Origin of the sequence: Amycolatopsis kentuckyensis (genome assembly GCF_041679295.1) — a bacterium.
GTDB classification, from domain to species: domain Bacteria; phylum Actinomycetota; class Actinomycetes; order Mycobacteriales; family Pseudonocardiaceae; genus Amycolatopsis; species Amycolatopsis kentuckyensis_A.
Genome location: NZ_JBGDMD010000017.1, coordinates 128,472 through 148,442, shown reverse-complemented (window position 1 = coordinate 148,442; position 19,971 = coordinate 128,472). Strand labels below are relative to the sequence as shown.

At 69.8% G+C, this 19,971-nt stretch carries 24 protein-coding genes and 1 pseudogene; 11 read left to right on the top strand and 14 right to left on the bottom strand.

What is annotated here, in order from left to right:
- Together ACERZO_RS46640 and ACERZO_RS46635 are read left to right on the top strand one after the other, a co-directional pair.
- Positions 1 to 471 (top strand): annotated as a pseudogene (locus ACERZO_RS46640) (succinate dehydrogenase/fumarate reductase flavoprotein subunit); the annotation flags it as partial.
- Entirely contained in the window at positions 471 to 1,241 is a 771-nt protein-coding gene (locus ACERZO_RS46635; RefSeq protein ID WP_372672417.1) for a succinate dehydrogenase iron-sulfur subunit, read from the top strand. The pseudogene ACERZO_RS46640 and the gene ACERZO_RS46635, both read left to right, overlap by 1 nt.
- Before the next feature lie 272 nt (positions 1,242 to 1,513).
- On the opposite strand, the gene ACERZO_RS46630 is transcribed toward ACERZO_RS46635, so the two are convergent.
- On the bottom strand, positions 1,514 to 2,911 hold the full coding sequence (locus ACERZO_RS46630; protein ID WP_372672416.1) for a S8 family peptidase: 1,398 nt from the start codon (positions 2,909 to 2,911) through the stop codon (positions 1,514 to 1,516).
- Positions 2,912 to 2,974: 63 nt separating this feature from the next.
- A complete protein-coding gene (locus tag ACERZO_RS46625) occupies positions 2,975 to 3,202 on the bottom strand; it encodes an SCO4848 family membrane protein (RefSeq protein ID WP_372672415.1) in 228 nt (75 codons plus the stop codon).
- A gap of 43 nt (positions 3,203 to 3,245) precedes the next feature.
- Here ACERZO_RS46625 and ACERZO_RS46620 point away from each other — a divergent pair, with 43 nt between their 5' ends.
- Positions 3,246 to 4,490: a D-alanyl-D-alanine carboxypeptidase family protein gene (locus tag ACERZO_RS46620; RefSeq protein WP_372672414.1), complete on the top strand. Its 1,245-nt coding sequence runs from the start codon at positions 3,246 to 3,248 to the stop codon at positions 4,488 to 4,490.
- Here the strand turns inward: ACERZO_RS46620 and ACERZO_RS46615 are convergent.
- The 6 genes from ACERZO_RS46615 to ACERZO_RS46590 form a co-directional block, all read right to left on the bottom strand.
- Positions 4,487 to 4,924, bottom strand: a complete 438-nt coding sequence (locus ACERZO_RS46615; protein WP_372672413.1) for a winged helix-turn-helix transcriptional regulator — start codon at positions 4,922 to 4,924, stop codon at positions 4,487 to 4,489. The genes ACERZO_RS46620 and ACERZO_RS46615 overlap by 4 nt on opposite strands.
- Positions 4,921 to 6,027 (bottom strand): acyl-CoA dehydrogenase family protein, encoded by a 1,107-nt coding sequence (locus ACERZO_RS46610; protein WP_372672412.1) that lies wholly within the window; start codon positions 6,025 to 6,027, stop codon positions 4,921 to 4,923. Before ACERZO_RS46610 ends, ACERZO_RS46615 begins: the two co-directional genes overlap by 4 nt.
- 56 nt (positions 6,028 to 6,083) lie before the next feature.
- A complete protein-coding gene (gene yhjD, locus ACERZO_RS46605; protein WP_372672411.1) occupies positions 6,084 to 7,097 on the bottom strand; it encodes an inner membrane protein YhjD in 1,014 nt (337 codons plus the stop codon).
- 45 nt (positions 7,098 to 7,142) lie between these two features.
- Positions 7,143 to 7,646, bottom strand: a complete 504-nt coding sequence (locus ACERZO_RS46600; RefSeq protein WP_372672410.1) for an AAA family ATPase — start codon at positions 7,644 to 7,646, stop codon at positions 7,143 to 7,145.
- Positions 7,643 to 8,677: a tryptophan--tRNA ligase gene (gene trpS, locus ACERZO_RS46595; RefSeq protein WP_372672409.1), complete on the bottom strand. Its 1,035-nt coding sequence runs from the start codon at positions 8,675 to 8,677 to the stop codon at positions 7,643 to 7,645. The genes ACERZO_RS46600 and trpS overlap by 4 nt, the downstream gene beginning before the upstream one ends.
- Positions 8,678 to 9,291: 614 nt before the next feature.
- Positions 9,292 to 9,642 (bottom strand): hypothetical protein, encoded by a 351-nt coding sequence (locus ACERZO_RS46590; protein WP_372672408.1) that lies wholly within the window; start codon positions 9,640 to 9,642, stop codon positions 9,292 to 9,294.
- A 469-nt stretch (positions 9,643 to 10,111) separates the two neighbouring features.
- Here ACERZO_RS46590 and ACERZO_RS46585 point away from each other — a divergent pair, with 469 nt between their 5' ends.
- Positions 10,112 to 10,840: a chitinase gene (locus ACERZO_RS46585; protein WP_372672407.1), complete on the top strand. Its 729-nt coding sequence runs from the start codon at positions 10,112 to 10,114 to the stop codon at positions 10,838 to 10,840.
- Between the two features lie 57 nt (positions 10,841 to 10,897).
- Here ACERZO_RS46585 and ACERZO_RS46580 read toward each other — a convergent pair whose 3' ends face one another.
- Complete coding sequence (locus tag ACERZO_RS46580; RefSeq protein ID WP_372672406.1) at positions 10,898 to 11,395, bottom strand: MarR family winged helix-turn-helix transcriptional regulator; 498 nt, start codon at positions 11,393 to 11,395, stop codon at positions 10,898 to 10,900.
- An 81-nt stretch (positions 11,396 to 11,476) separates the two neighbouring features.
- Here ACERZO_RS46580 and ACERZO_RS46575 point away from each other — a divergent pair, with 81 nt between their 5' ends.
- On the top strand, positions 11,477 to 11,950 hold the full coding sequence (locus tag ACERZO_RS46575) for a cupin domain-containing protein (protein WP_372672405.1): 474 nt from the start codon (positions 11,477 to 11,479) through the stop codon (positions 11,948 to 11,950).
- Here ACERZO_RS46575 and ACERZO_RS46570 read toward each other — a convergent pair.
- Positions 11,947 to 12,753 carry an exodeoxyribonuclease III gene (locus ACERZO_RS46570; RefSeq protein WP_372672404.1) on the bottom strand — a complete coding sequence of 269 codons (807 nt, stop codon included), beginning with the start codon at positions 12,751 to 12,753 and terminating at the stop codon, positions 11,947 to 11,949. The genes ACERZO_RS46575 and ACERZO_RS46570 overlap by 4 nt on opposite strands.
- 28 nt (positions 12,754 to 12,781) lie before the next feature.
- Between ACERZO_RS46570 and ACERZO_RS46565 the strand changes: the two genes are divergently transcribed.
- The 3 genes from ACERZO_RS46565 (at position 12,782) to ACERZO_RS46555 (ending at position 15,365) form a co-directional block, all read left to right on the top strand.
- Positions 12,782 to 13,504 carry an MBL fold metallo-hydrolase gene (locus tag ACERZO_RS46565; protein WP_372672403.1) on the top strand — a complete coding sequence of 241 codons (723 nt, stop codon included), beginning with the start codon at positions 12,782 to 12,784 and terminating at the stop codon, positions 13,502 to 13,504.
- A gap of 651 nt (positions 13,505 to 14,155) precedes the next feature.
- Positions 14,156 to 14,737 carry a TetR/AcrR family transcriptional regulator gene (locus tag ACERZO_RS46560; protein WP_372672402.1) on the top strand — a complete coding sequence of 194 codons (582 nt, stop codon included), beginning with the start codon at positions 14,156 to 14,158 and terminating at the stop codon, positions 14,735 to 14,737.
- Positions 14,738 to 14,816: 79 nt separating this feature from the next.
- Positions 14,817 to 15,365 (top strand): permease, encoded by a 549-nt coding sequence (locus ACERZO_RS46555; protein ID WP_372672401.1) that lies wholly within the window; start codon positions 14,817 to 14,819, stop codon positions 15,363 to 15,365.
- A 4-nt stretch (positions 15,366 to 15,369) separates the two neighbouring features.
- On the opposite strand, the gene ACERZO_RS46550 is transcribed toward ACERZO_RS46555, so the two are convergent.
- Positions 15,370 to 15,666, bottom strand: coding sequence for a hypothetical protein (locus ACERZO_RS46550; protein WP_086682383.1), 297 nt, complete (start codon positions 15,664 to 15,666; stop codon positions 15,370 to 15,372).
- Positions 15,667 to 15,845: 179 nt separating this feature from the next.
- A complete protein-coding gene (locus ACERZO_RS46545; protein WP_290059736.1) occupies positions 15,846 to 17,069 on the bottom strand; it encodes an NADP-dependent isocitrate dehydrogenase in 1,224 nt (407 codons plus the stop codon).
- Positions 17,070 to 17,326: 257 nt separating this feature from the next.
- On the opposite strand from ACERZO_RS46545, the gene ACERZO_RS46540 reads away from it, so the two are divergent.
- From ACERZO_RS46540 to ACERZO_RS46530, 3 genes are read left to right on the top strand one after another with little or no spacing between them, the layout of a single operon-like run.
- Positions 17,327 to 17,836 (top strand): hypothetical protein, encoded by a 510-nt coding sequence (locus ACERZO_RS46540; protein WP_372672400.1) that lies wholly within the window; start codon positions 17,327 to 17,329, stop codon positions 17,834 to 17,836.
- A 25-nt stretch (positions 17,837 to 17,861) separates the two neighbouring features.
- Positions 17,862 to 18,242, top strand: a complete 381-nt coding sequence (locus ACERZO_RS46535) for a DUF2203 domain-containing protein (RefSeq protein ID WP_372672399.1) — start codon at positions 17,862 to 17,864, stop codon at positions 18,240 to 18,242.
- Between the two features lie 9 nt (positions 18,243 to 18,251).
- Positions 18,252 to 18,869 carry a class I SAM-dependent methyltransferase gene (locus tag ACERZO_RS46530; protein WP_372672398.1) on the top strand — a complete coding sequence of 206 codons (618 nt, stop codon included), beginning with the start codon at positions 18,252 to 18,254 and terminating at the stop codon, positions 18,867 to 18,869.
- Position 18,870: 1 nt separating this feature from the next.
- Here ACERZO_RS46530 and ACERZO_RS46525 read toward each other — a convergent pair whose 3' ends face one another.
- Positions 18,871 to 19,380, bottom strand: a complete 510-nt coding sequence (locus tag ACERZO_RS46525; protein ID WP_372672397.1) for a hypothetical protein — start codon at positions 19,378 to 19,380, stop codon at positions 18,871 to 18,873.
- 136 nt (positions 19,381 to 19,516) lie between these two features.
- Positions 19,517 to 19,930, bottom strand: a complete 414-nt coding sequence (locus ACERZO_RS46520; RefSeq protein WP_372672396.1) for a DUF2000 family protein — start codon at positions 19,928 to 19,930, stop codon at positions 19,517 to 19,519.
- Positions 19,931 to 19,971 lie beyond the last annotated feature (41 nt).

Sequence of the window (19,971 nt, the reverse complement as noted above, 5' to 3'; positions counted from 1 at the left end):
TCGGATCCGACCAAGCTGGTCGAGGACCAGCTGGCGGGCCTGCTGTCGGAGCACGGCGACGAGCGCGTCGCCGACATCCGCAAGGAAATGCAGCAGACGATGGACTCGCACGCGTCGGTGTACCGGACCGAGGACACGCTGAAGCAGGCGCTGACCGACGTCCAGGCGCTGAAGGCGCGGTACCAGCGGATCACGGTGGCGGACAAGGGCAAGCGGTACAACACCGACCTGCTCGAAGCCGTCGAGCTGGGCTTCCTGCTGGAGCTGGCCGAGGTCCTGGTCGTGGGCGCGCTGGCGCGCAAGGAGTCCCGCGGCGGCCACGCCCGCGAGGACTACCCGACCCGCGACGACACGAACTTCATGCGGCACACCATGGCCTACAAGGAGGGCTCGGGTCTGTCGTCCGACATCCGGCTGGACTACAAGCCGGTCACCTTCACCCGCTACGAGCCGATGGAGCGGAAGTACTGATGACTGCGGCCACTGAATCTCCTGAGGCTTCCGTTTCGGACGAGCACACGCCGATCACGGTCACGCTGAAGATCCTCCGGTTCAACCCAGAGGTCGACAGCGAGCCGCACTGGGAGTCCTACGACGTCCCGGCGCAGCGCACCGACCGGCTGCTGAACCTGCTGTTCTACGTGAAGGACTACATCGACGGAACGTTCTCGTTCCGCCGCTCGTGCGCGCACGGCGTGTGCGGGTCCGACGCGATGCAGATCAACGGCATCAACCGCTTGGCGTGCAAGGTCCTGATGAAGGACCTGCTGGAGAAGGACGGCAAGAAGACCACGATCACGATCGCCCCGATCAAGGGCCTGACGACGTTGAAGGACCTGTACGTCGACATGGACCCGTTCTTCGAGGCGTACCGGGCGATCAAGCCATACTTGATCACGTACGGCAACGAGCCGACACGCGAGCGCATCCAGTCCCAGGCGGACCGGGATCGCTTCGACGACACGACGAAGTGCATCCTGTGCGCGTGCTGCACGTCGTCGTGCCCGGTGTACTGGAACGACGGCTCGTACTTCGGCCCGGCGGCAATCGTGAACGCCCACCGGTTCATCTTCGACTCCCGCGACGAGGGAGCGGAGGAGCGCCTGGACATCCTGAACGACGGCGAGGGCGTGTGGCGCTGCCGCACAACGTTCAACTGCACGGACGCGTGCCCCCGAGGCATCCAGGTGACAAAGGCAATCCAGGAAGTGAAGCGCGCACTGCTGTTCAAGCGCGTCTGAGTTTCCCGAAACGAGAAAGGCCCTCCGGCAAAGATCGCCGGAGGGCCTTTCCCATGGCAACGGACGGCCGGCAGAGCAAGAGGACCACGAGATCACCAGACCTCCCCCGCCCCTCATCCCAGCCGCAGTTCAGCCGACGGGCGGGTTTGTCAAGGCACGCTTTCCCGCCTTGACAAACCCGCCCGGCGGCTGAGAATCCCACCGGAGGGGCGGGGGAGGTCGGACCCGCTCAGCCGCGGAAGAACCAAGCCGCGGCAGAGACCGCCCGCCCGTCAGCGCACCGCATCCAGAGCGTTGACCAACCCATGCCCGTAGTAAGAGTTGTTCTTCGCCGGCCCAGTGCACTCAGTCTCCGTCGAAGCGCACTTCACGACATCGGCCTCCCCCTCAAGCAACCGCGCAATAAACGACGGCGGCGCCCCACGGAACCGAGAAGCCAGCAACGCGGCAACCCCAGCAGCATGCGGCGAAGCCATCGAAGTCCCACACTTCGACCCGTACAACCCACCGAACACAGTCGTCGACAACGGGCAAGAAGGACCCTCACCGGAAGGCGGCAGCTGCGAGAAGTCACCCCCAGGAGCCGTCACATCGATGGCACCGTAGTTGCTGAACGACGACTTGGTCCCCGCATAACCCACCGACGACACCTTCACCACACCGTCGATGGCCTTCGGCAAGATCCCACACGAAGAGTCCACCGGATGAGGCCGATTCGGGTCCGTAGTCTGCGAAGTCGTGTCGAACCCCGAATTACCAGCAGCCGACACGTTCAGCACCCCGCGCCGCGAAGAGAACTCGATAGCGCGACGCACGGCTTCGTAAGCAGCCGCATCCCCAGGCTCACGCGAGCAGAAGAACATCCCCGGGTCGACGTAGTAGCTGTTGTTCGTCACCTGGAAGCCGTGCTCGGCCGCCCAAACGAACCCGCACACCGCCGACTCCGGGAAGATGTAACCGTCGTCGTTGACAACCTTCACCGACGCCAGCCGCACGCCCGGCGCGATGCCCGTGAAGCCCGCCGCCGGGTCCTTGCCGGCGATCGTGCCCGCCACGTGCGTTCCGTGGTCGGACGTCGTCGGCGCCCACGACGCCGGCGTGAGGTCCGGCGCCCCGCTCACACACCCCGCCGAGGCAGCGGGGGAAACGGCCGCGCGAAGGGCCGGGTGCGTCGCGTCGATGCCCGAGTCGAGCACGCCGACCGTCACCGCGCGGCTGCCCTGGAAGATCTTGTTCGCCTCGGGCGCGTGGATCGCCTTCATGTCCCACTGCTGGGCCGACAGGTCACCCGCGGCGGCCACCGAACGCGTGTCCTCCAGCGTCTTCACCGCACCGAGTGAACGAGCCGCGGCACCGGACGTGGAGGCCACATCGCGACCGCCCGAATAAGCCCGGTAGACGCCGATCTTCTGCTGGAAGTCCGCGTTGCGCGAGCTGGCGATCGCGACGCCGATCTCGCCGTAGTACGCCACCTTCGTGCCGCACTTGGCCGCCAGCTCACGATCGACGGTCGACGCGCGCGTGCCCGGCTGGTACGTCACCACGTACGTGTACGGCGTGCTCGTCGTGTCGCACGCGACCGGCGCGGCCTCGGCGGCCGGGGCCGCGGCGAACAGGCCGCCCCCGACGGCCAGCACGAGCGGGGCCGCCATTCGGCGTAAACGGGACATTCCACCTCCAGAGTCGGTGGCGTCAACCTAAACCGGCCCCGGAAACCGCGCCACCGACCAAAGTCAGGAAGCGGCGCGCACCCCGCGCCACCCCAGCAAGCCGATGATGGTGCCCAGCACGAACGACACGACCGTCAGCACCGCGTGCACGATGAAGTACGCCGTGGGCGAGCCGTCGGGGGCCCAGGCCCGGTCGCTGTCCCACAGGTTCTTGGCGAACGTGATCCAGATGATCCACGACCAGACGCCGAAGGCCAGCAGGAACAGCGAGGTGCCTCGCGAAATGCGCATGCCCCTGAGTATGCGACGCGCGCCTCGGCGCTAGATTGCGTGGGTGCACTCCGCTGTCTCCCGGTCGCTCAAGGTCTTCACGACGACGCTCGCCGCCGCCCTCCTGGCCCTGAGCACCCCGGCCCTCGCGGCCGCGGCGCCGCAGCAGGGCCAGTGCGCGAACCGCCAGGCCCCGCCGGCCCCGGTCGACACGTCGGAGAAGCCCGCCCCCGGCAAGCTGGTCCCGCCGCCGCTGGCCGTGCCCGCCGAACCGGTCGGCGGCCCGCGGATGGCCGAGTGCGGCCTGATCACCCCGGACGGCGCGCTGAACCCGCCGGAGGGCAACACCGCGGCGTCGTGGCTGGTCCAGGACCTCGACACCGGCGCCGTGATCGCGGCGAAGGACCCGCACGCCCGCCAGCGGCCCGCGTCGCTGATCAAGACGCTGCTCGCGCTCGTCGTCGTCACCCAGCTGAACCCGCAGCAGGTGCTCGTCGCGACGAAGGAGGACGCCGAGCAGGAGTGCACCTGCGTCGGCCTCGTCGCGGGCGGCCAGTACACCGTCGACCAGCTGCTGCACGGCCTGCTGATGCACTCGGGCAACGACGTCGCGCACGCGTTCGCCACGGCGCTCGGCGGGGTCGACTCCGCGGTGGCCAAGATGAACGCGCTGGCGGCCCGCATCGGCGCGGAGGACACGCGCGCCGCGACGCCGTCGGGGCTCGACGGGCCGGGCATGTCGACCTCGGCCTACGACCTCAGCCTGATCTTCCACTACGCGATGAAGCAGCCGGAGTTCGCGCGGGTCGTCTCGACGAAGAACTTCGAGATCCCGGCGACCGGCGGCAAACCGGTCATCCCGATCTACAACGACAACAAGCTGCTCGGCGTCTACCCGGGCTTCCTCGGCGGCAAGACCGGCTTCACCGACGACGCCCGCCACACCTACGTCGGCGCGGCGCAGCAGAAGGGCAAGCGGCTCGCGGTCGTGATGCTGCGCGCCGAGCAGAAGCCGACGAAGGTCGTCGACCAGGCCGCGAAGCTGCTCGACTACGGCTTCGCGCTGGAGGCCGACCGCGCCGCGCCGGTCGGCCAGATCAGCTACCAGGCACCCGCGGCCACGCCGTCGGGCACCGACCCGTCCGTGCTCGCCGACGGCGGCACCGGCAACAGCGGGACGTCCTCGGCCGCGGCCGGCGCCAAGGAAGACCCGTTCGGCGTCACCGGCTGGATCATCACGCTGGTCGTGTTCCTCGTCATCGTCGGCGGGTTCGTCGTCGGGCACCAGCGCAAGAAAGCCGCGAACTAGCGGAACCCGGGGCCGGGCTCCGGGGTCACGTTGCCGGTGGCGATCTCGCCGCCGCAGTGTCCACAAGCGACGAACGTGCCGCCGATCTCGCCGCAGTCGTTGTGCCGCAACCGGATCGGCGGCCCGTCCGGCCCGGCGAGGTGCTCGTCGCCCCACTGCATCAGCGTGACGACGGCGCCGAAGAGGTCCCGGCCGGCCTGGGTCAGCACGTACTCGGGCACGGGGTCGACGCGGTCGAGCACCCGGGCGTCGACGAGGGTCTTGAGCCGCGCGGACAGCGTCGGGCGCGGGATCGAGAGGTTGCGCGCGAACTCGCCGTAGCGGCGCACGCCGAAGAACGCTTCGCGCAAGATGAGCAGGCTCCACCGCTCCCCGACCAGGTCGAGCGCGCGGCCGACCGAGTCGTTCGTGAACCGGTGCGACAGGTCGGTCACAGCTGCTCCGTGCGGGCCGGGACGCCCAGCAGGAGCTTGCCCGGCAGCTCGAAGCTGGCTGGGTTGACCTGGAAGTGGGCGGTCGCGGTGCGGGCGTCGCGGAACCGGCGCTGCAGCGGCGAAGTCTCGTAGATCGCCGCGCCGCCGCCCAGGTCGTACATGCTTTCGGCGACCTTCGCGGCCGTGCGCGTGACGTGCGTGGCGGCCAGCCGCAGGCCCAGCTTGAGCGCGTCCGGCACGGGCTCGGTGCCCTGCGCGGCCTGCCAGGCGTCGTCGATGCTGGTGTAGTAGAGCAGCCGCGCCGCGCGCAGGGCGGCTTCGGCCTCCGCGACGGCGGCCTGCGTCGCCGAGCGCTCGGCCAGCGACCGGCTGGAGCCGAGCGGCTTGCGCGTCGAGGCGAGTTCGACGAGGTCGTCGATCGCGCCACGCGCGTTGCCCAGCGCCGCGGCCGCGACCGACAGCGCGAAGTAGCCGAAGAGCGGGAAGCGGTGCAGCGCGACGGCGTCCGCGGGCGGGCCGCCCATGACCGAGAAGACGCGGTGCTCGGGGACGAACAGCTCCTCGGCCACGCAGTCGTGGCTGCCGGTGCCGCGCAGGCCGGTCGTGTGCCAGGTGTCGAGGACTTGGATCTCGGCTTTGGGGAACGCTCCGACGTAGAGAGCGCTTTCGTGCACGAAACCGGCGAAGAGCCAGTCGCAGTGCGGGATGCCGCTGCAGAACGCCCAGCGGCCGGACACGACGTAGCCGCCGTCGACCTTTTGACCGACGCCGCGCGGCGCCCAGACTCCGGCCGCGACGGTCCTCGGGTCGCCGAAGACCTCTTCCGCGCACTTCCGCGGGGCGTAGGCCGAGAGCAGGCTGCTCGTCACGGCGATCGAGACGCACCAGCCGGCCGAGGCGTCTCCGCGCGCGACCGTCTCCGCGGTTTCGAGGCTGAGCGCGGGCGGCGCTTCGGGGCCGCCCAGGTGCCCGGGGACGCCGCTGCGCAGGAGCTGGGCGTCGGTCAGCTTGGCGACCAGCTCGGCCGGCAGCGCGCGCCGCTGTTCGGTGACGGGCGCGAGGGTCTTGGCGAGGTCGGCGCACTCGCGGGCGGCGTCCAGCATGAAACCTCCGGTTCAGATTTCTTACCGGTTCAGTTTCTTTACTGGACGGATCGGTGTCAAGACTTGCGGCGGCCCCCGAGCCACGCCAGCAGCGCCCCGGCGCTGAAGGCCCCCGCGACGGCGCCGAGCCCGGGCCCGCGCTGCACGGTGACGCTCTGCTCGAGCCGCACCGGCGGCGGGGGCGCGACGACCTGGTGCTGGTTCTCCTTGGCCGTCGCGGTCCACGCCGTGATGAGCAGGAGGAAGCGCGAGACGAGGTTGGCGAACACGAGCAGGCCGATGACCGGCCCGAACAGCGCGGCCGACGGCGACTTCGTCACGCTGGCCAGGTAGATCGAGCCGACCTGCTGCAGGATGACGAACCCGATCGCGGCGACCACGGCGCCCTTGACGGCGCTGCGCAGCGCGACCCGCTCCCGCGGCAGCCGCGCGATGACCCAGACGAAGACGAGGGTGTTCGCGGCCAGCCCGAGCACGATGGTCGCCCCGCGCAGCAGGACGATCGCCCAGGTCTCGTGTTCGAGCCCGACGAGCTCGAGCAGGAACTGCCCGACCCCACCGCCGACGGCGGTCAGCGCGAAGGAGACGACGAGCGCGACCCCGAGCCCGATCAGCGCGACGAGGTCCTTGAGCGTCTGCTTGACGATCGGCTGCGACTGCTTTTCCTGGCCCCACTGCGCGGTGAGCGCGTCCCGCAGGTTCGACATCCAGCCGATGCCGGAGTAGAGGGCGATGAGCAGACCGAAGATCCCGATGCCGCCCCCGGAGTCGAGCGCGCCCTTGACGATGCCGTTGACGAGGTCTTTGAGGCCCTCGGGCACGGAGTTGTTGATGCCGTCGGCGATCTTGGTGATGATCGTCTGGTCGTGGTTGACGACGAGCCCGACCACCGCGAAGGCGACCATGAAGAGCGGGAAGACCGACAACACGCTGAAGTAGGTGATGGCGGCGGCGTAGTGGTTGCCGTACCGCTCGGTGAAGGCGTCGTTGGCGCGGATCAGGTGATCGAGCCACGGGTACTTCCGCCGCAGCCGCGGCAGGAGCTTTTCCTTCGTTTCTTCGTTCGCCACCGTGAAACGCTAACCACGCCCCGTGACTCCCGCAACGCGAGCGGCTCAGGTGAGGGAGGCGAGGAAGTCCTGGTAGGTGGTCGCGCCGTCGAGGATCGCCGCCCGAGGCCGCGTCGACGCGTACTCGGCCACGCGGTCGTACGCCGTGGCCAGGCCTTCCTCAGTGAGCGGTCGCGCCGTCTCGACTGCCGATTCCCCGCGCCCGGCGAAGCGCCGGCGCGTCTCCTCGAGCCCCGGCAGCAGCACGATCTCGTGGAAGCTCGCCCCGGTCTCGCCGGCCAGCGCTTCGAGGCGCTCGGCGAAGCCCGGGCGGGCCAGGAGCTGCGGCACCACGACGTCGTGTCCCGCCGACAGGTGCGTGCGCGCCGCCGCCAGCGCGATCTCCCGGGCCAGCAATCCCGCCGCGCCCGGTTCCGTTCGCCAGCCGCCGATCGTCGCCCGGACCCGGTCGACGTCCAGCGCCAGGGCCGGCGGGTGGTCGTCGGCGTAGCGCCGGGCCAGCGTCGACTTGCCGCTGCCCGGCGGGCCGTTCAGCAGGATCAGCTTCACCGCACCGGCGGCAGGAACCCGATCCGCTGGTACGTCTTGGCCAGCGTCTTCGAAGCCACTTCGCGCGCCCGCTCCGCGCCGGCGGCGAGGATCTTGTCCAGCTCGGCGACATCGTCCAAATAGGACTTAGCGCGCTCCTGGATCGGCGTGACCCACTCGACGAACACCTCGCCGAGGTCCTTCTTCAGGTCGCCGTAACCCTTGCCCTCGTACGCCGTTTCGAGGTCCGGGATCGTGCGGTCGGTCAGGGCCGAGTAGATGGTCAGCAGGTTCGAGACGCCCGCCTTGTTCTCCGCGTCGAACTTGACCTCGCGGCCGGTGTCGGTGACCGCGGAACGGATCTTCTTCGCCGAGCGCTTCGGGTCCTCGAGCAGCTCGACGATGCCGTTGGCGCTGGAGGCCGACTTGCTCATCTTGGCCGTCGGTTCCTGCAGGTCGTAGATCTTCGCCGTGTCCTTGATGATGTACGGCTCGGGCACGACGAACGTCTTGCCGAGCCGGTTGTTGAAGCGCTGCGCGAGGTCGCGCGTGAGCTCCAGGTGCTGACGCTGGTCCTCGCCGACCGGGACGGCGTCCGCGCGGTAGAGCAGGATGTCCGCGGCCTGCAGGATCGGGTAGGTGAAGAGGCCGACGCTGGAGCGGTCGGAGCCTTGCTTGGCCGACTTGTCCTTGAACTGCGTCATCCGGCCGGCCTCGCCGAAGCCGGTCTGGCATTCGAGGACCCAGCTCAGCTGGGCGTGCTCCGGAACGTGGCTCTGCACGAAGAGGGCGCTGCGCGCGGGATCGATGCCGATGGCGAGCAGCTGAGCGGCCGAGACGCGGGTGCGCTGCCGAAGCACCTTCGGGTCCTGCTCGACGGTGATGGCGTGCAGGTCGACGACGCAGTAGAAGGGCTCGTGGGTGTCCTGCAGCTTGACCCACTGGCGCAGCGCACCGAGGTAGTTGCCGAGGTGGAACGAGTCGGCGGTGGGCTGGATCCCGGAAAGGACCCGCGGACGACGATCGGCGGCGACGGTCTGCTCTTCGGACACGGGAGGATTCTTCCAGGCCGGGACCCGTGGTGGGCGCGGAGGGGGTTGGAGCTGGGGATTCTTCCAGGCCGAGTGGGCGACGTGGGCGCCGGACACAGGCTTCCCAGGCGGGGGCGGCTCAGGCTTGCGGAGGCGGAGCGGCGCGCCGGAATCGGCCACCAACCGGCGCCCCGCGGGGTCCTCGCGGGGGCGGCTCAGGCTCGCGGAGCCGGAGCGGCGCGCCGGAATCGGCCACCGACCGGCGCCCCGCGGGGTCCTTCGGCTCGGGTTGCCCACGGCGGGCTCACGTGTGCTGCGCTGCGGGAGGTCTGAGGCGAGCCGGCATGGCATCGGCCGCTGCCGATGCCGCGCGGGTTCACACACGTGGGGCGGCCAGAGTCTCTGGGCTCCGGGGCAACCCGGCGAGTTCAGGCGTGCACCGCTGCCCGAGAGCCGAGGCGAACCGCTGTGGCATCAGCCGCCGCCAGCGCCGGGTGGGCTCAGGCGCACAGGCGGCCTTCGGCTCCGGCGCGCGCGGCGGGCTCAAGCACGTGGGGCCGGGTCGGCTGTGGCCGGCGGGGTTCAGAGCGAGAGCACGGTGCAAGCAACCAGCCGCGGCCGGCGAGGCGTGCCGCTCAGGCGTGCGGGTTTTGAGTCAAAAACGGGCGGGTCGGCGTGGCGTCGGGCTCGCCGAGCACCGCCTCGGCCATCGCCGTGACCGGGCCCGGGGCCTCGGGCACCGCCGGGGCCGCCTCCGCCACGCGGGCCTTGCGGCGCTGGCGCAGCACACCCAGCGTCATCCCGACGATGCCGAGCGCCACCGCGACCAGGCCGACCGGGCCCAGCACGCCGAAGCTCTCCGCGTTCGTTTCGGCCTGCGCGGTGGTCACGTCGGCGAACGCGCTTGTGCCGCCGGCCAGCAGCAATGCCGCCGGGACGAGCGCGACCACCGCCGCCGCGCGGAATCCGCGCAGCGTGGACCGCATCAGGGATTGACCTGGGTTGCGCACCGGAGTGCCTCCCGCGAGTGACGAGCGCTGTGTGTCTCACCCAAAGGCTCACCCGTTTGAGTGAGACGCTGCGTGCTGCTGGTCAAAAAACTACCGAGCGTGTCAAGACCTGTCGTCCCGATCGACTCGGGGGCCGAGACTAGCGCCCAACCGAGAACACGGTCCGGCCACCCCCACGGTTCACTCCAACCGCCCAAGTGGGTGTTGCGCAGGGCGGAACGCTCATACCCAAAGTAGAGCGTGACCGATCCGTGTCCAGCCCGTCATCACCCGTTCATCGCAAAATCGGCTCACGCTCTGCCATTCGTCGCAGTGCGGACTGGTCCGATCGCGTCGTCTTATTCGGAAAACTTTTCACTCGATAGTGATTGGTCTATACCTCTTGGAGTAGCCCATTCGGCTCGGTCGGACCGCGCACGACCGGCGTGATCAAGAGGAGTCCCGAATGTCGATTGCCCGGTTCCTGAAGCGCGCCGGAGTGGCGGTGAGCGCGCTCGCCGCGGCGAGCGCCGCCGTCGTGCTGCCGGCCACCACCGCGTCCGCCGCCGCGGACGCCTCCTTCGTCGTCAGCGAAGCCCAGTTCAACCAGATATTCCCCGGCCGCAACAGCTTCTACACCTACAGCGGCCTGACCGACGCGCTGTCCGCGTACCCCGGCTTCGCGAACACCGGCGACGACACGGTGAAGAAGCAGGAAGCCGCCGCGTTCCTCGCGAACGTCAACCACGAGACCGGCGGCCTCGTCTACATCGTCGAGCAGAACACCGCGAACTACCCGCACTACTGCGACGCGAGCCAGCCCTACGGCTGCCCCGCCGGCCAGGCCGCCTACTACGGCCGCGGCCCGATCCAGCTCAGCTGGAACTTCAACTACAAGGCCGCCGGCGACGCGCTCGGCATCGATCTGCTGGGCAACCCCTACCAGGTCGAGCAGAACGCGGCCGTCGCGTGGAAGACCGGCCTCTGGTACTGGAACACCCAGACCGGCCCGGGCACCATGACGCCGCACGACGCGATGGTCAACCAGCGCGGCTTCGGCGAGACCATCCGCAGCATCAACGGCTCGATCGAGTGCAACGGCGGCAACCCCGCCCAGGTGCAGAGCCGGATCGACAAGTACACGCAGATCACCGGGATCCTCGGGGTTCCCACCGGAGGCAACCTGTCCTGCTGAGCCGGGCGCGGCGAGAAGGGCCTCCCCGGCCACTCGGGGAGGCCCTTTTTGGTGCTGTTACTGGGGATCGAGGTGGCCGAGCAGCTTGCGCAGGACGTCGTCGAGCAGGCTCAGTTCCTTTTTGGACAACCCCGACAGCAGCTCGGAGACGTTCGCGGTGTGCTCGGTCATCGCGGCGTCGACGGCGTCGAAACCACTGGCCGTCAAGCGGATGCGGAAGCTGCGGCGGTCGTTCGGGTCCAGCGTGCGCTCGACGAACCCGGCTTTCTCCAACCGGTCGAGGCGGCTCGTCATGCCGGCGCGGGACATCATCAGCGTCGCCGACAGCTCCGACGGGATCAGCGTGTAGGGCCGCCCGGAGCGGCGCAGCGCGGCCAGGACGTCGAACTCCCCGCGCTGCAGGCCGAACTTCCCGAACACCCGCTCCTGCGCCGGGCCGAGCACGAGCGCGAGCCGCCCCATCCGGCCGGCGACGCCGATGGCGGCCAGGTCGAGGTCGGGGCGTTCGCGGTGCCACGCCGACACGACGGCGTCGACGGCGTCTTCATCAGTCACAGCGCCACCCTATTCGACGCCAGCACTATTCGCCGCCTGATAGTTTGACAACGAACTATCAGGCGTGGAACCATCCTGGGCATGACGACATTGCTGGTACGCCACGACGAAGCCGAGCAGCTCGGCTCGACCCCCGACACGATGACGCTGCTCGCCGACGTCTCCCAGACCGGCGGGCACCTGAGCACGAACCGCGCGTCACTGGGCCGCGGACACGACGGCGCGACGCCCCACTTCCACACCTCGTCCGCCGAGATGTTCTTCATGCTGGACGGCGAACTCGAGGTCCTGAACGGCGACGACGTCGTGACGGTCCGGACGGGTGACATGCTGTTCGTGCCACCGCACACGAATCACGCGTTCGGGGCGACTTCGCGGTCCGGCGCCGACGTGCTGATCGTGTTCACGCCCGGCGTCGAGCGCTTCGAGTACTTCCGGATGATCGACCGGATCCGGCGGGGCGAGGCGTCGCCGGCGGAGATCCTGGCGTCGCAGGACCGGTTCGACAACCACTTCGTGGACAGCGCGGCCTGGCGCGCGGCCCGGGCCGCCTAGATGTCGTAGGTGGCGGTGACCGGCGCGTGGTCGGACCAGCGCTGGTCGTAGGACGCGGCGCGCTCGACGACGACGTCGACGACCTTCTCGGCGAGGCCCGGGGTCGCGAGCTGGCAGTCGATGCGCCAGCCGGAGTCGTTGTCGAAGGCCTGGCCGCGGTAGGACCACCAGGTGTAGGGGCCGGGGCCTTCGGGGTCGAGGCGGCGCTGGACGTCGGTGTAGCCGGCCTCGGTGTAGACGCGGCCGAGCCAGGCGCGTTCCTCGGGCAGGAAGCCCGAGTTCTTGCGGTTGCCGCGCCAGTTCTTGAGGTCGACGGTGTCGTAGGCGATGTTCCAGTCCCCCACGACGACGACCTCGCGCCCGGCCGCGGCGGCCTTGGCCCGGAGCTCGACGAGGTAAGGCAGGAACGCGGCCATGAAGCGTTCCTTCTCGTCCTGGCGTTCGGTGCCGACGTCCCCGCTGGGGAGGTAGAGGCTGGCGACGACGACCTTCGCGAAGTGGACTTCGAGGTAGCGGCCACTGTCTTCGAACTCGGGTTCCCCGAAGCCGATCCGGACTTCTTCGGGCTCTTCGCGGCTGTAGACGGCGACGCCGTTGCGCCCCTTGACGGCCGAGGGGGCGTGCACCGAGAACCAGCCGTCGGGTTCGACGACGCTCGCCGGGAGCTGGCTCGCCTCGGCGCGCACCTCCTGGCAGGCGACGACGTCGGCCTTCGTGGTGGCGAGCCACTCGACGAAGCCCTTCTTGGCGGCGGCGCGGAGTCCGTTGACGTTCACGGTGGAGACGGTCAGCACGTCCCGCACGCTACCTCGCTCTGCCAGACTGCCGGGCATGGGTGAGCTGACGGTGCTCGGCAGCTGCGGCGCGTTCCCCGAAGCCGGGCGGGCGTGCGCCGGATTCCTGTTGTCGCACAACGGGTTCCGCGTGGTCCTGGACCTCGGGTACGGCGCCGCCTCGCGCCTGTTCGGCCACGGGCTGCCGGACGCGGTGGTAGTGAAGCACGAGCACCCGGACCACTGCGCGGACGTGAGCGCGCTCGGGCGGGCCTCGTACTACGGCGACGGTCCGCGGCTGCCGTTGTACTGCACGCCGGGCACGGTCGCCCGGCTCGCGGCGATGGAGCCGCGGCCGCACCCGACGGAGGTGTTCTCGGTGCACGACCTCGAGCCGGCGACCGCGGTCGGGCCGTTCCGGCTGACGACGTTCGCGTTGCCGCACCACGTGCCGAACTTCGGCGTGCGGCTGGCCGCGCCTGGGCTGACCGTGGCATACACGGGTGACACGGGGCCTTCGCCGGTGCTAGCCGAGCTGGGGCGCGACGCCGACCTGCTCATCTGCGACGCGACCTACCGGACGCCGCCCCCGGGGGACGAGCCGCGGTACTTGATGACGGCCGCGGAGGCGGGCGAGTGGGCAGCCGCGGCCGGAGCGCGCCGGTTGATGCTGACGCACTTCTGGCCGGGCACCGATCGGTTGGCCGCGGCCGCGGAGGCACGCGCGCAGTTCGGCGGCGAGGTGCTGGTGGCGGAGGAAGGGCGCACGGTCGAGCTTTGACGCTCGGCTCGGCTCGGCTCGGCTCGGCTCGGCTCGGCTCGGCTCGGCTCGGCTCGGCTCGGCTCGGCTCGGCTCGGCTCGGCTCGGCTCGGCTCGGCTCGGCTCGGCTCGGCTCGGCTCGGCTCGGCTCGGAAGAGGATCCCAAGCGCGGCCTACACCTGCGCCTCATGGCCGGTCTCGCTCGGCCGCTGCCGGGCCAGGCCTCGCAGCGAACTCCCCCGCCCGCTCGGGCCACCCCTTGGCCCGCACAGCACCAGCCTCCAGCCGCGGCACCGGCCAACCTCCACCCCGGCGCACGCCGACAACAGGACGCCAGCCGCCCGAAGCCGCCTTCGCCTCACGGGCCGCCGTCCGGCGGGTCCGAAGGAGCCTCCACCCCGCACCCGGACCCCCGTCCAAGCGCGTTCCCCGGGCTCAACCCCTCCGGCCCACCGCACGAACCCCCGAAGCCCCTGCCCGCGGAACTCCCCCTGGAGACCCCGCGGACACCACCTCGAAACCCATGCCGCATTCAGTTGTCGCCCGGCCCCGGGCGTCGGCTCACCTCCGATCTTCGACCTACCGCAGTTCTAACACCCACCACCGACAAAAACCGGCCCTTGACCCCCAAAGCTATGACCATTAGCTTTAAAGCTATGTCAAGTAGCCACCATGTCTCCTAGAGCCGGCCTGACCACCGACGCCGTGGTCGACCTCGCTCTCAAGATCATCGACGCGTCCGGCCCCGAAGCCCTCACCCTCGCCAAGGTCGCCGAACGCGCCAACGTCGCCGCGCCCTCCCTCTACAAGCACGTCAAGAACCTCGCCGACCTGCGCCGCCTGATCGACCTCCGGGTCGTGCAGGAGATGGCCGAAACCCTGACAAAAGCCGCCACCGGGCGCGAAGGCGGCGATGCCGTCCGGGCCGTCGCCGATGCCTACCGGGACTACCTGCGGCGCCACCCGCGCCGCACCCATGCGCTCGCCACCGCCCCCGACGAAACCGACACCGAACTCAGCAAGGCCACCCACGCCGTCGCCGAGGTCGTCTTCGCCGTCCTACGCCCTTACGGCTTCGACCACGCCCGGGCCGTGCACGCCACGCGCTCCCTCCGCGCCGCCGTGCACGGGTTCGCCGGGCTCGAAGCCTCCGGCGGCTTCGGGCGGCCCGAAGACGTCGACCAGAGCTTCGAAGTCCTCAAAACCATGCTCGTCCAAGGCCTGACCACCTACTCGGAGCAGGAGCAGAAATGAGCTTCATCCTCGCCGTCCTCCTCTTCACCGTCGGGCTCGGCGTGCTCGACGCCCGCTTCCCCTGGACGGAGGCCCGCAGATGATCGCCGGGCACTTCGGGCTCGCCGCCGCCGTCAAGGCCGGCCGGCCCGCCATTCCCGTCTGGACGCTCATGCTCGCCACCGCCTGGCTCGACGTCGTCTTCGTGCCGCTCTACCTCAGCGGCATCGAGACCGTCGACGGCGCGGGCTACGGCGGCGGCGTCATCCACGCCGACTACACGCACTCCCTCGTCGGCGCGCTCGTCCTTTCCGCGCTCTTCGGCGCCGTCGCGAGCCGGTGGCTGGGCCGTGAAACGGGGCTCATACTGAGCGCGGTCGTCTTCTCGCACTGGCTGCTCGACCTCGTCGTGCACCGCGCCGACCTGCCGATCCTGCCGGGCAACGCCGGCGACCTGCCCACGTTCGGCTTCGGGCTGTGGCGGCTGCCCGCCGTCTCGGCCGTCGTCGAACTGCTGTTGCTGGCGGTCGGCATCGGCCTCTACTGGCGGGCCGCCGCGAAACGCGACCCGAAGCGCGCCCGGACACTGGGCCTGTCGGCCGCGGCCTTCGGCGTCGTCACGCTCGCGGCCGACCTGCTCGGCGTGTAAGGACTCAGCAGGCGGAACCGGCGACCGGCTCGGTGAACGCGGCGGCCACCCACTTGTCGTCGGCCACCTTCCGGAAGCCGTTCTGCACGCCCGGCAGCGCGTCGAACTGGGCGTCACGCAGGTACTTCCCGACGACCTTCGCGTTGCCGTCGGCCGTCTCGCGGGCGTTGAGGACGTCCGCGGTCACCGTCACCTTGCAGCCGGTGGCCGACGCTCCCGAAGCCTGCTTGTTCGTGTTCGTCACGTAGACGATGACGACCAGGACGATGGCGCCCAAGATGATCAGAGTCTTCTTCGACATGCCTTCCTCCAACCGCGAGCCCCGTCCCCCGCCAAGGGTAGGCAATCCTTTACCCACACGGACAGCGCCGGACGCAGCAACCACCCGGAGGCGCCAGTCCGCATCACCCACCGGTGACGCACGGTGTACGAAAAAGGCCCTCTTCCCGGCGAACCGGGAAGAGGGCCCCTTCAGACCACTCAGCCCTGGGCGATCTTCTTTGCCAGGTTGTCGTCCAGCGTCGCGAGGAACTCCTCGGTCGTCTGCCACGGCTGGTCCTTGCTGATGAGCAGCGCGAGGTCCTTCGTCATCTGACCGCTCTCGACGGTCTCGACGACGACCTGCTCCAGCGTGTTCGCGAAGCCGATCAGCTCCTGGTTGCCGTCCAGCTTGCCGCGGTGCTCGAGGCCGCGGGTCCAGGCGTAGATCGACGCGATCGGGTTGGTCGACGTCGGCTTGCCCTGCTGGTGCTGGCGGTAGTGCCGGGTGACCGTGCCGTGCGCGGCCTCGGCCTCGACGGTCCGGCCGTCCGGCGTGCGCAGCACCGACGTCATCAGGCCCAGCGAGCCGAAGCCCTGCGCGACCGTGTCGGACTGGACGTCACCGTCGTAGTTCTTGCACGCCCAGACGTAGCCGCCCTCCCACTTCATCGCCGCGGCGACCATGTCGTCGATCAGGCGGTGCTCGTAGGAGATGCCCTTGGCGTCGAAGTCGGCCTTGAACTCGTTCTGGAAGATCTCCTCGAACACGTCCTTGAACTGGCCGTCGTAGGCCTTGAGGATCGTGTTCTTGGTGGAGAGGTAGACCGGCAGGCCGCGGTCGAGGCCGTACTGCAGCGACGCGCGCGCGAAGTCCTCGATCGACTTCTTGAAGTTGTACATCCCCATGGCGACGCCGCCGCCCTCGGGGAACTGTGCGACCTGGAACTCCATCGGCTCGGAGCCGTCGTCCGGGGTGTAGCTGACGGTCAGCTTGCCCGGGCCCGGCACCTTGAAGTTGGTCGCCTTGTACTGGTCGCCGTGGGCGTGGCGGCCGATGATGATCGGCTTCGTCCACGTCGGCACCAGCCGCGGGATGTTCTGGATGACGATCGGCTCGCGGAAGATCACGCCGCCGAGGATGTTGCGGATCGTCCCGTTCGGGGACAGCCACATCTTCTTGAGGCCGAACTCTTCGACGCGCGCCTCGTCCGGGGTGATCGTGGCGCACTTGACGCCGACGCCGTGCTTCTTGATCGCGTTCGCGGAGTCGACCGTGACCTGGTCGTCGGTGCGGTCCCGCTCCTCGATACCCAGGTCGTAGTAGTCCAGGTTCACGTCCAGGTACGGGTGAATCAGCTTGTCCTTGATGAACTGCCAGATGATGCGGGTCATCTCATCGCCGTCGAGTTCGACGACGGTGCCCTGGACCTTGATCTTGGCCATGAGCAGCGGTGCTCCTTCCGCGGATCTTCGCGTTCTTCTTTTAAGTCTTCGCCGGTAGCGGTACAAGCGTACTGCTTGACGGACCTGGATGGTTCAAGTAGTGGTCGGTATCAAGTCTCCACCCGCGCGTTGTGGCGAGCCTCACGGGGCGGTACCGCCGTTCGCCCGATCCGACCGCTCGCCGAGCGACCGTCGCGCTACGGGGTGAACCAAGGCACGATGCCACCCGTGAACTCATCATGCGGGAGGTGACGGCCATGTCGACCCATCGGTACGCCGAGTACGAAGACGACTACGAGGACTACGACGACACGACGGAAGCGCTCGACGAACGGCCGCGCCGCGGCGTCGCCCACCTGGTCAGCGCGCTGGGCGGGCTGCTGCTCACCCCGGTCGCGCTGGGGCTGCTGAGCTGGGGCGGGCTGCGCCAGCAGCAGCTGATCCAGGCGACGCTGAGCACCAACCGCGACCCGCTGGGCATCGCGCTGCTGGCCGGCGGGGCGATCCTGCTGCTGGTCGTCGCCGCGCTCGGGGCGCTGTCGGCGGCGGGCCCGATCCTCGGCGGGCTGATCTACGGCGTGCTGCCCGGGGTGGCCGCGATGGCCGTGCCGGAATGGGGCTTCAAGCTGGTCAACCTGATGCCGAAGAGCGACATCGCGTACGGCGTCATGGACTTCCTGTTCATCGGCGGCCTGCTCGGCGTGGGCTTCCTGCTGGTCGGCAGCGGGCTGGCCAACGCGCTGGTCCGGCGGCGCCGCGAGGCCTGAACCGGGCCGGTGGGATCATCGGGCGATGGGTTTGTTCACCGTCGCGGAGGCACGCGACGAACTGGCGCGGCTGCGGCCGGTCCTCGACGAACTGGTGCGCGTCCGGGCCGACGCGGCCGAGCTCGCGGCGTCGTTGCGCCCCGGTGGCCGCGCGACCGAGCTGGGCGGGTTGCCCGAGTGGAAGGCCGCGCAGGCGCGGCTCGACGACCTGATGACGACGGTCCAGCACACCGGCGCCGAGCTCAAGGGGTTCGCGCCGCTGCTGGTCGACTTCCCGGCCGAGCTCGACGGCACCGACGTGCTGCTGTGCTGGCTCGAAGGTGATCGCGAGCTGTGCTGGTACCACCGCGCCGACCTGGGCTTCGCCGGCCGCCGGCGGCTGAAAATCGCTGGTCGGCCCGGCTAGGTTGGGTCCGTGGACCACGACTCGAGGGCAGCCCTCTTCGACAGCACGGCCGAGCACTACGACGAAGACGAATTTCACGCTTTGGTGGCCGACGCGCTGGTTTCGCCACTCCCCGACTCTCCGGGGCTCGTCCTGGACGTCGCCACCGGGACGGGCTTCGCGGCGTACGCGGCGCTGGGGCTGAAGCCGACGCGCGTGCTGGCTGTCGACTTGTCGCCGGCGATGGTCGAGCGGGCCACGGCGAAGGCGGCTTCGCTCGACCCGGACGGGATCATCGAGTGGCGGGTCGGGCCGGCGGTGCCGATGCCGTCACCGGACGGGTCGGCCGACGTCGTGCTGTGCGCGTCTTCGCTGCACTTCCTGGGCGCGGTCGCGTTCGCCGACTGGCTGCGGGTGCTCCGGCCGGGTGGGTGGCTGGCGTTCTCGGTGGTCTCCGGGGCACGGTTCAAGCCATCCGGGCCGTTCGCGGAGTTCGTGCCGGCGGACCTGTCGTTCCCGCTCGATGAGGCCGGGGCGGGCGCCCTGGCCTCATCGGCGGGATTCGTGGACGTGACCGCCCGAACGTTCACCGTCGACGGCGGTGACCGGGTCCGGAGCGTCTTCCTGGTGCACGCCACGGCCCCGTGACTCAGACGTGGAAGTGGACCTCGCCGCGGGTGGCGGGGCCGTCCGGGCTGCCGCAGTGCTGGACGAACGTCAGGTCGACGTCGGTCGCCCAGCCGTCCGCGTTCAGGTCGAGCCGGTCGATCGTGAAGTCGGCGTACGCCTCACTGCAGACGTTGCCCATGGTGTAGACGAAGATCCCCGGCGTGGTCTGCGCCTCATCGCTCTGCCCGCGGAACCGCGCGCCGGTGTACGTGCCGGTGTGCAGGGTCTCCCCCGCCGGTGCGCTCAGCTCGACGGTCAGGTACTTCAGCCCCGACGAGACGTCGATCCAGAGTCTGCCGCTGGTGGACTCGAAGACGGCGATCTCGTCGCCCGGCGCCGCGTAGTGGGCGCTGCCCTCCAGCGGCCAAGCGCCGTCCTCCGAGGTGTAGCTCACCGTCTGCACCGGGTCCGCCGACGCGACCGGCACGAGCGCCACGCCCAGCGCGGCCGCCGCCGTCAGGACCACGCACGCACGACGAAGTGAATTCACGGAACCTCCCCAGTCCGAGCCGCCCTCTGCGGCGCTGCCACCGATCATGGCAGCGAGCTCGTGCCCGGCAGGAGGTGTTTGCGCTGTTCACCACGCTTTTCCCAGTTGGGCAACCAATTCGCACGCCGGAGGCGTCTTAACTGTGCAGCGAAGCGCCCTTGAGGATCTTGTCCACCGCGTTCTTCGGGCCGTGCACCGCGAGCCCGGCCAGCGCCAGCTTCTCCCCCGGCACCGCGCGGACCGCCGCCCGGTTGTCGTCGTCGTTGCCCGTGTGGAACAGCTCGTCGGTGAAGATCGAGAACCGCAGCCCGCGGCCCAGGGCCCGCGCGTGCGCCGCCGTCAGGACGTCGCCGGTACCGCTGAACACCAGCACGGGCTGGCCGAACATCGGCAGGTACTCGGTGCCGTCGGCGTCCGCGTACGGCTCGCCCATCAGCTCCGGCGTCACGTGGGCGATTCCGCTCACCAGGAACGCGGTGACGTTGAGCCGCTGCCAAGACGCCAGGTCGTCGCGGAGCAGGACGGCGATCTTCGTGTCGAAGGAACTCATGCCGGACAGACTCGCCCGCCCGCCACCCGCGCGTCTTGTAC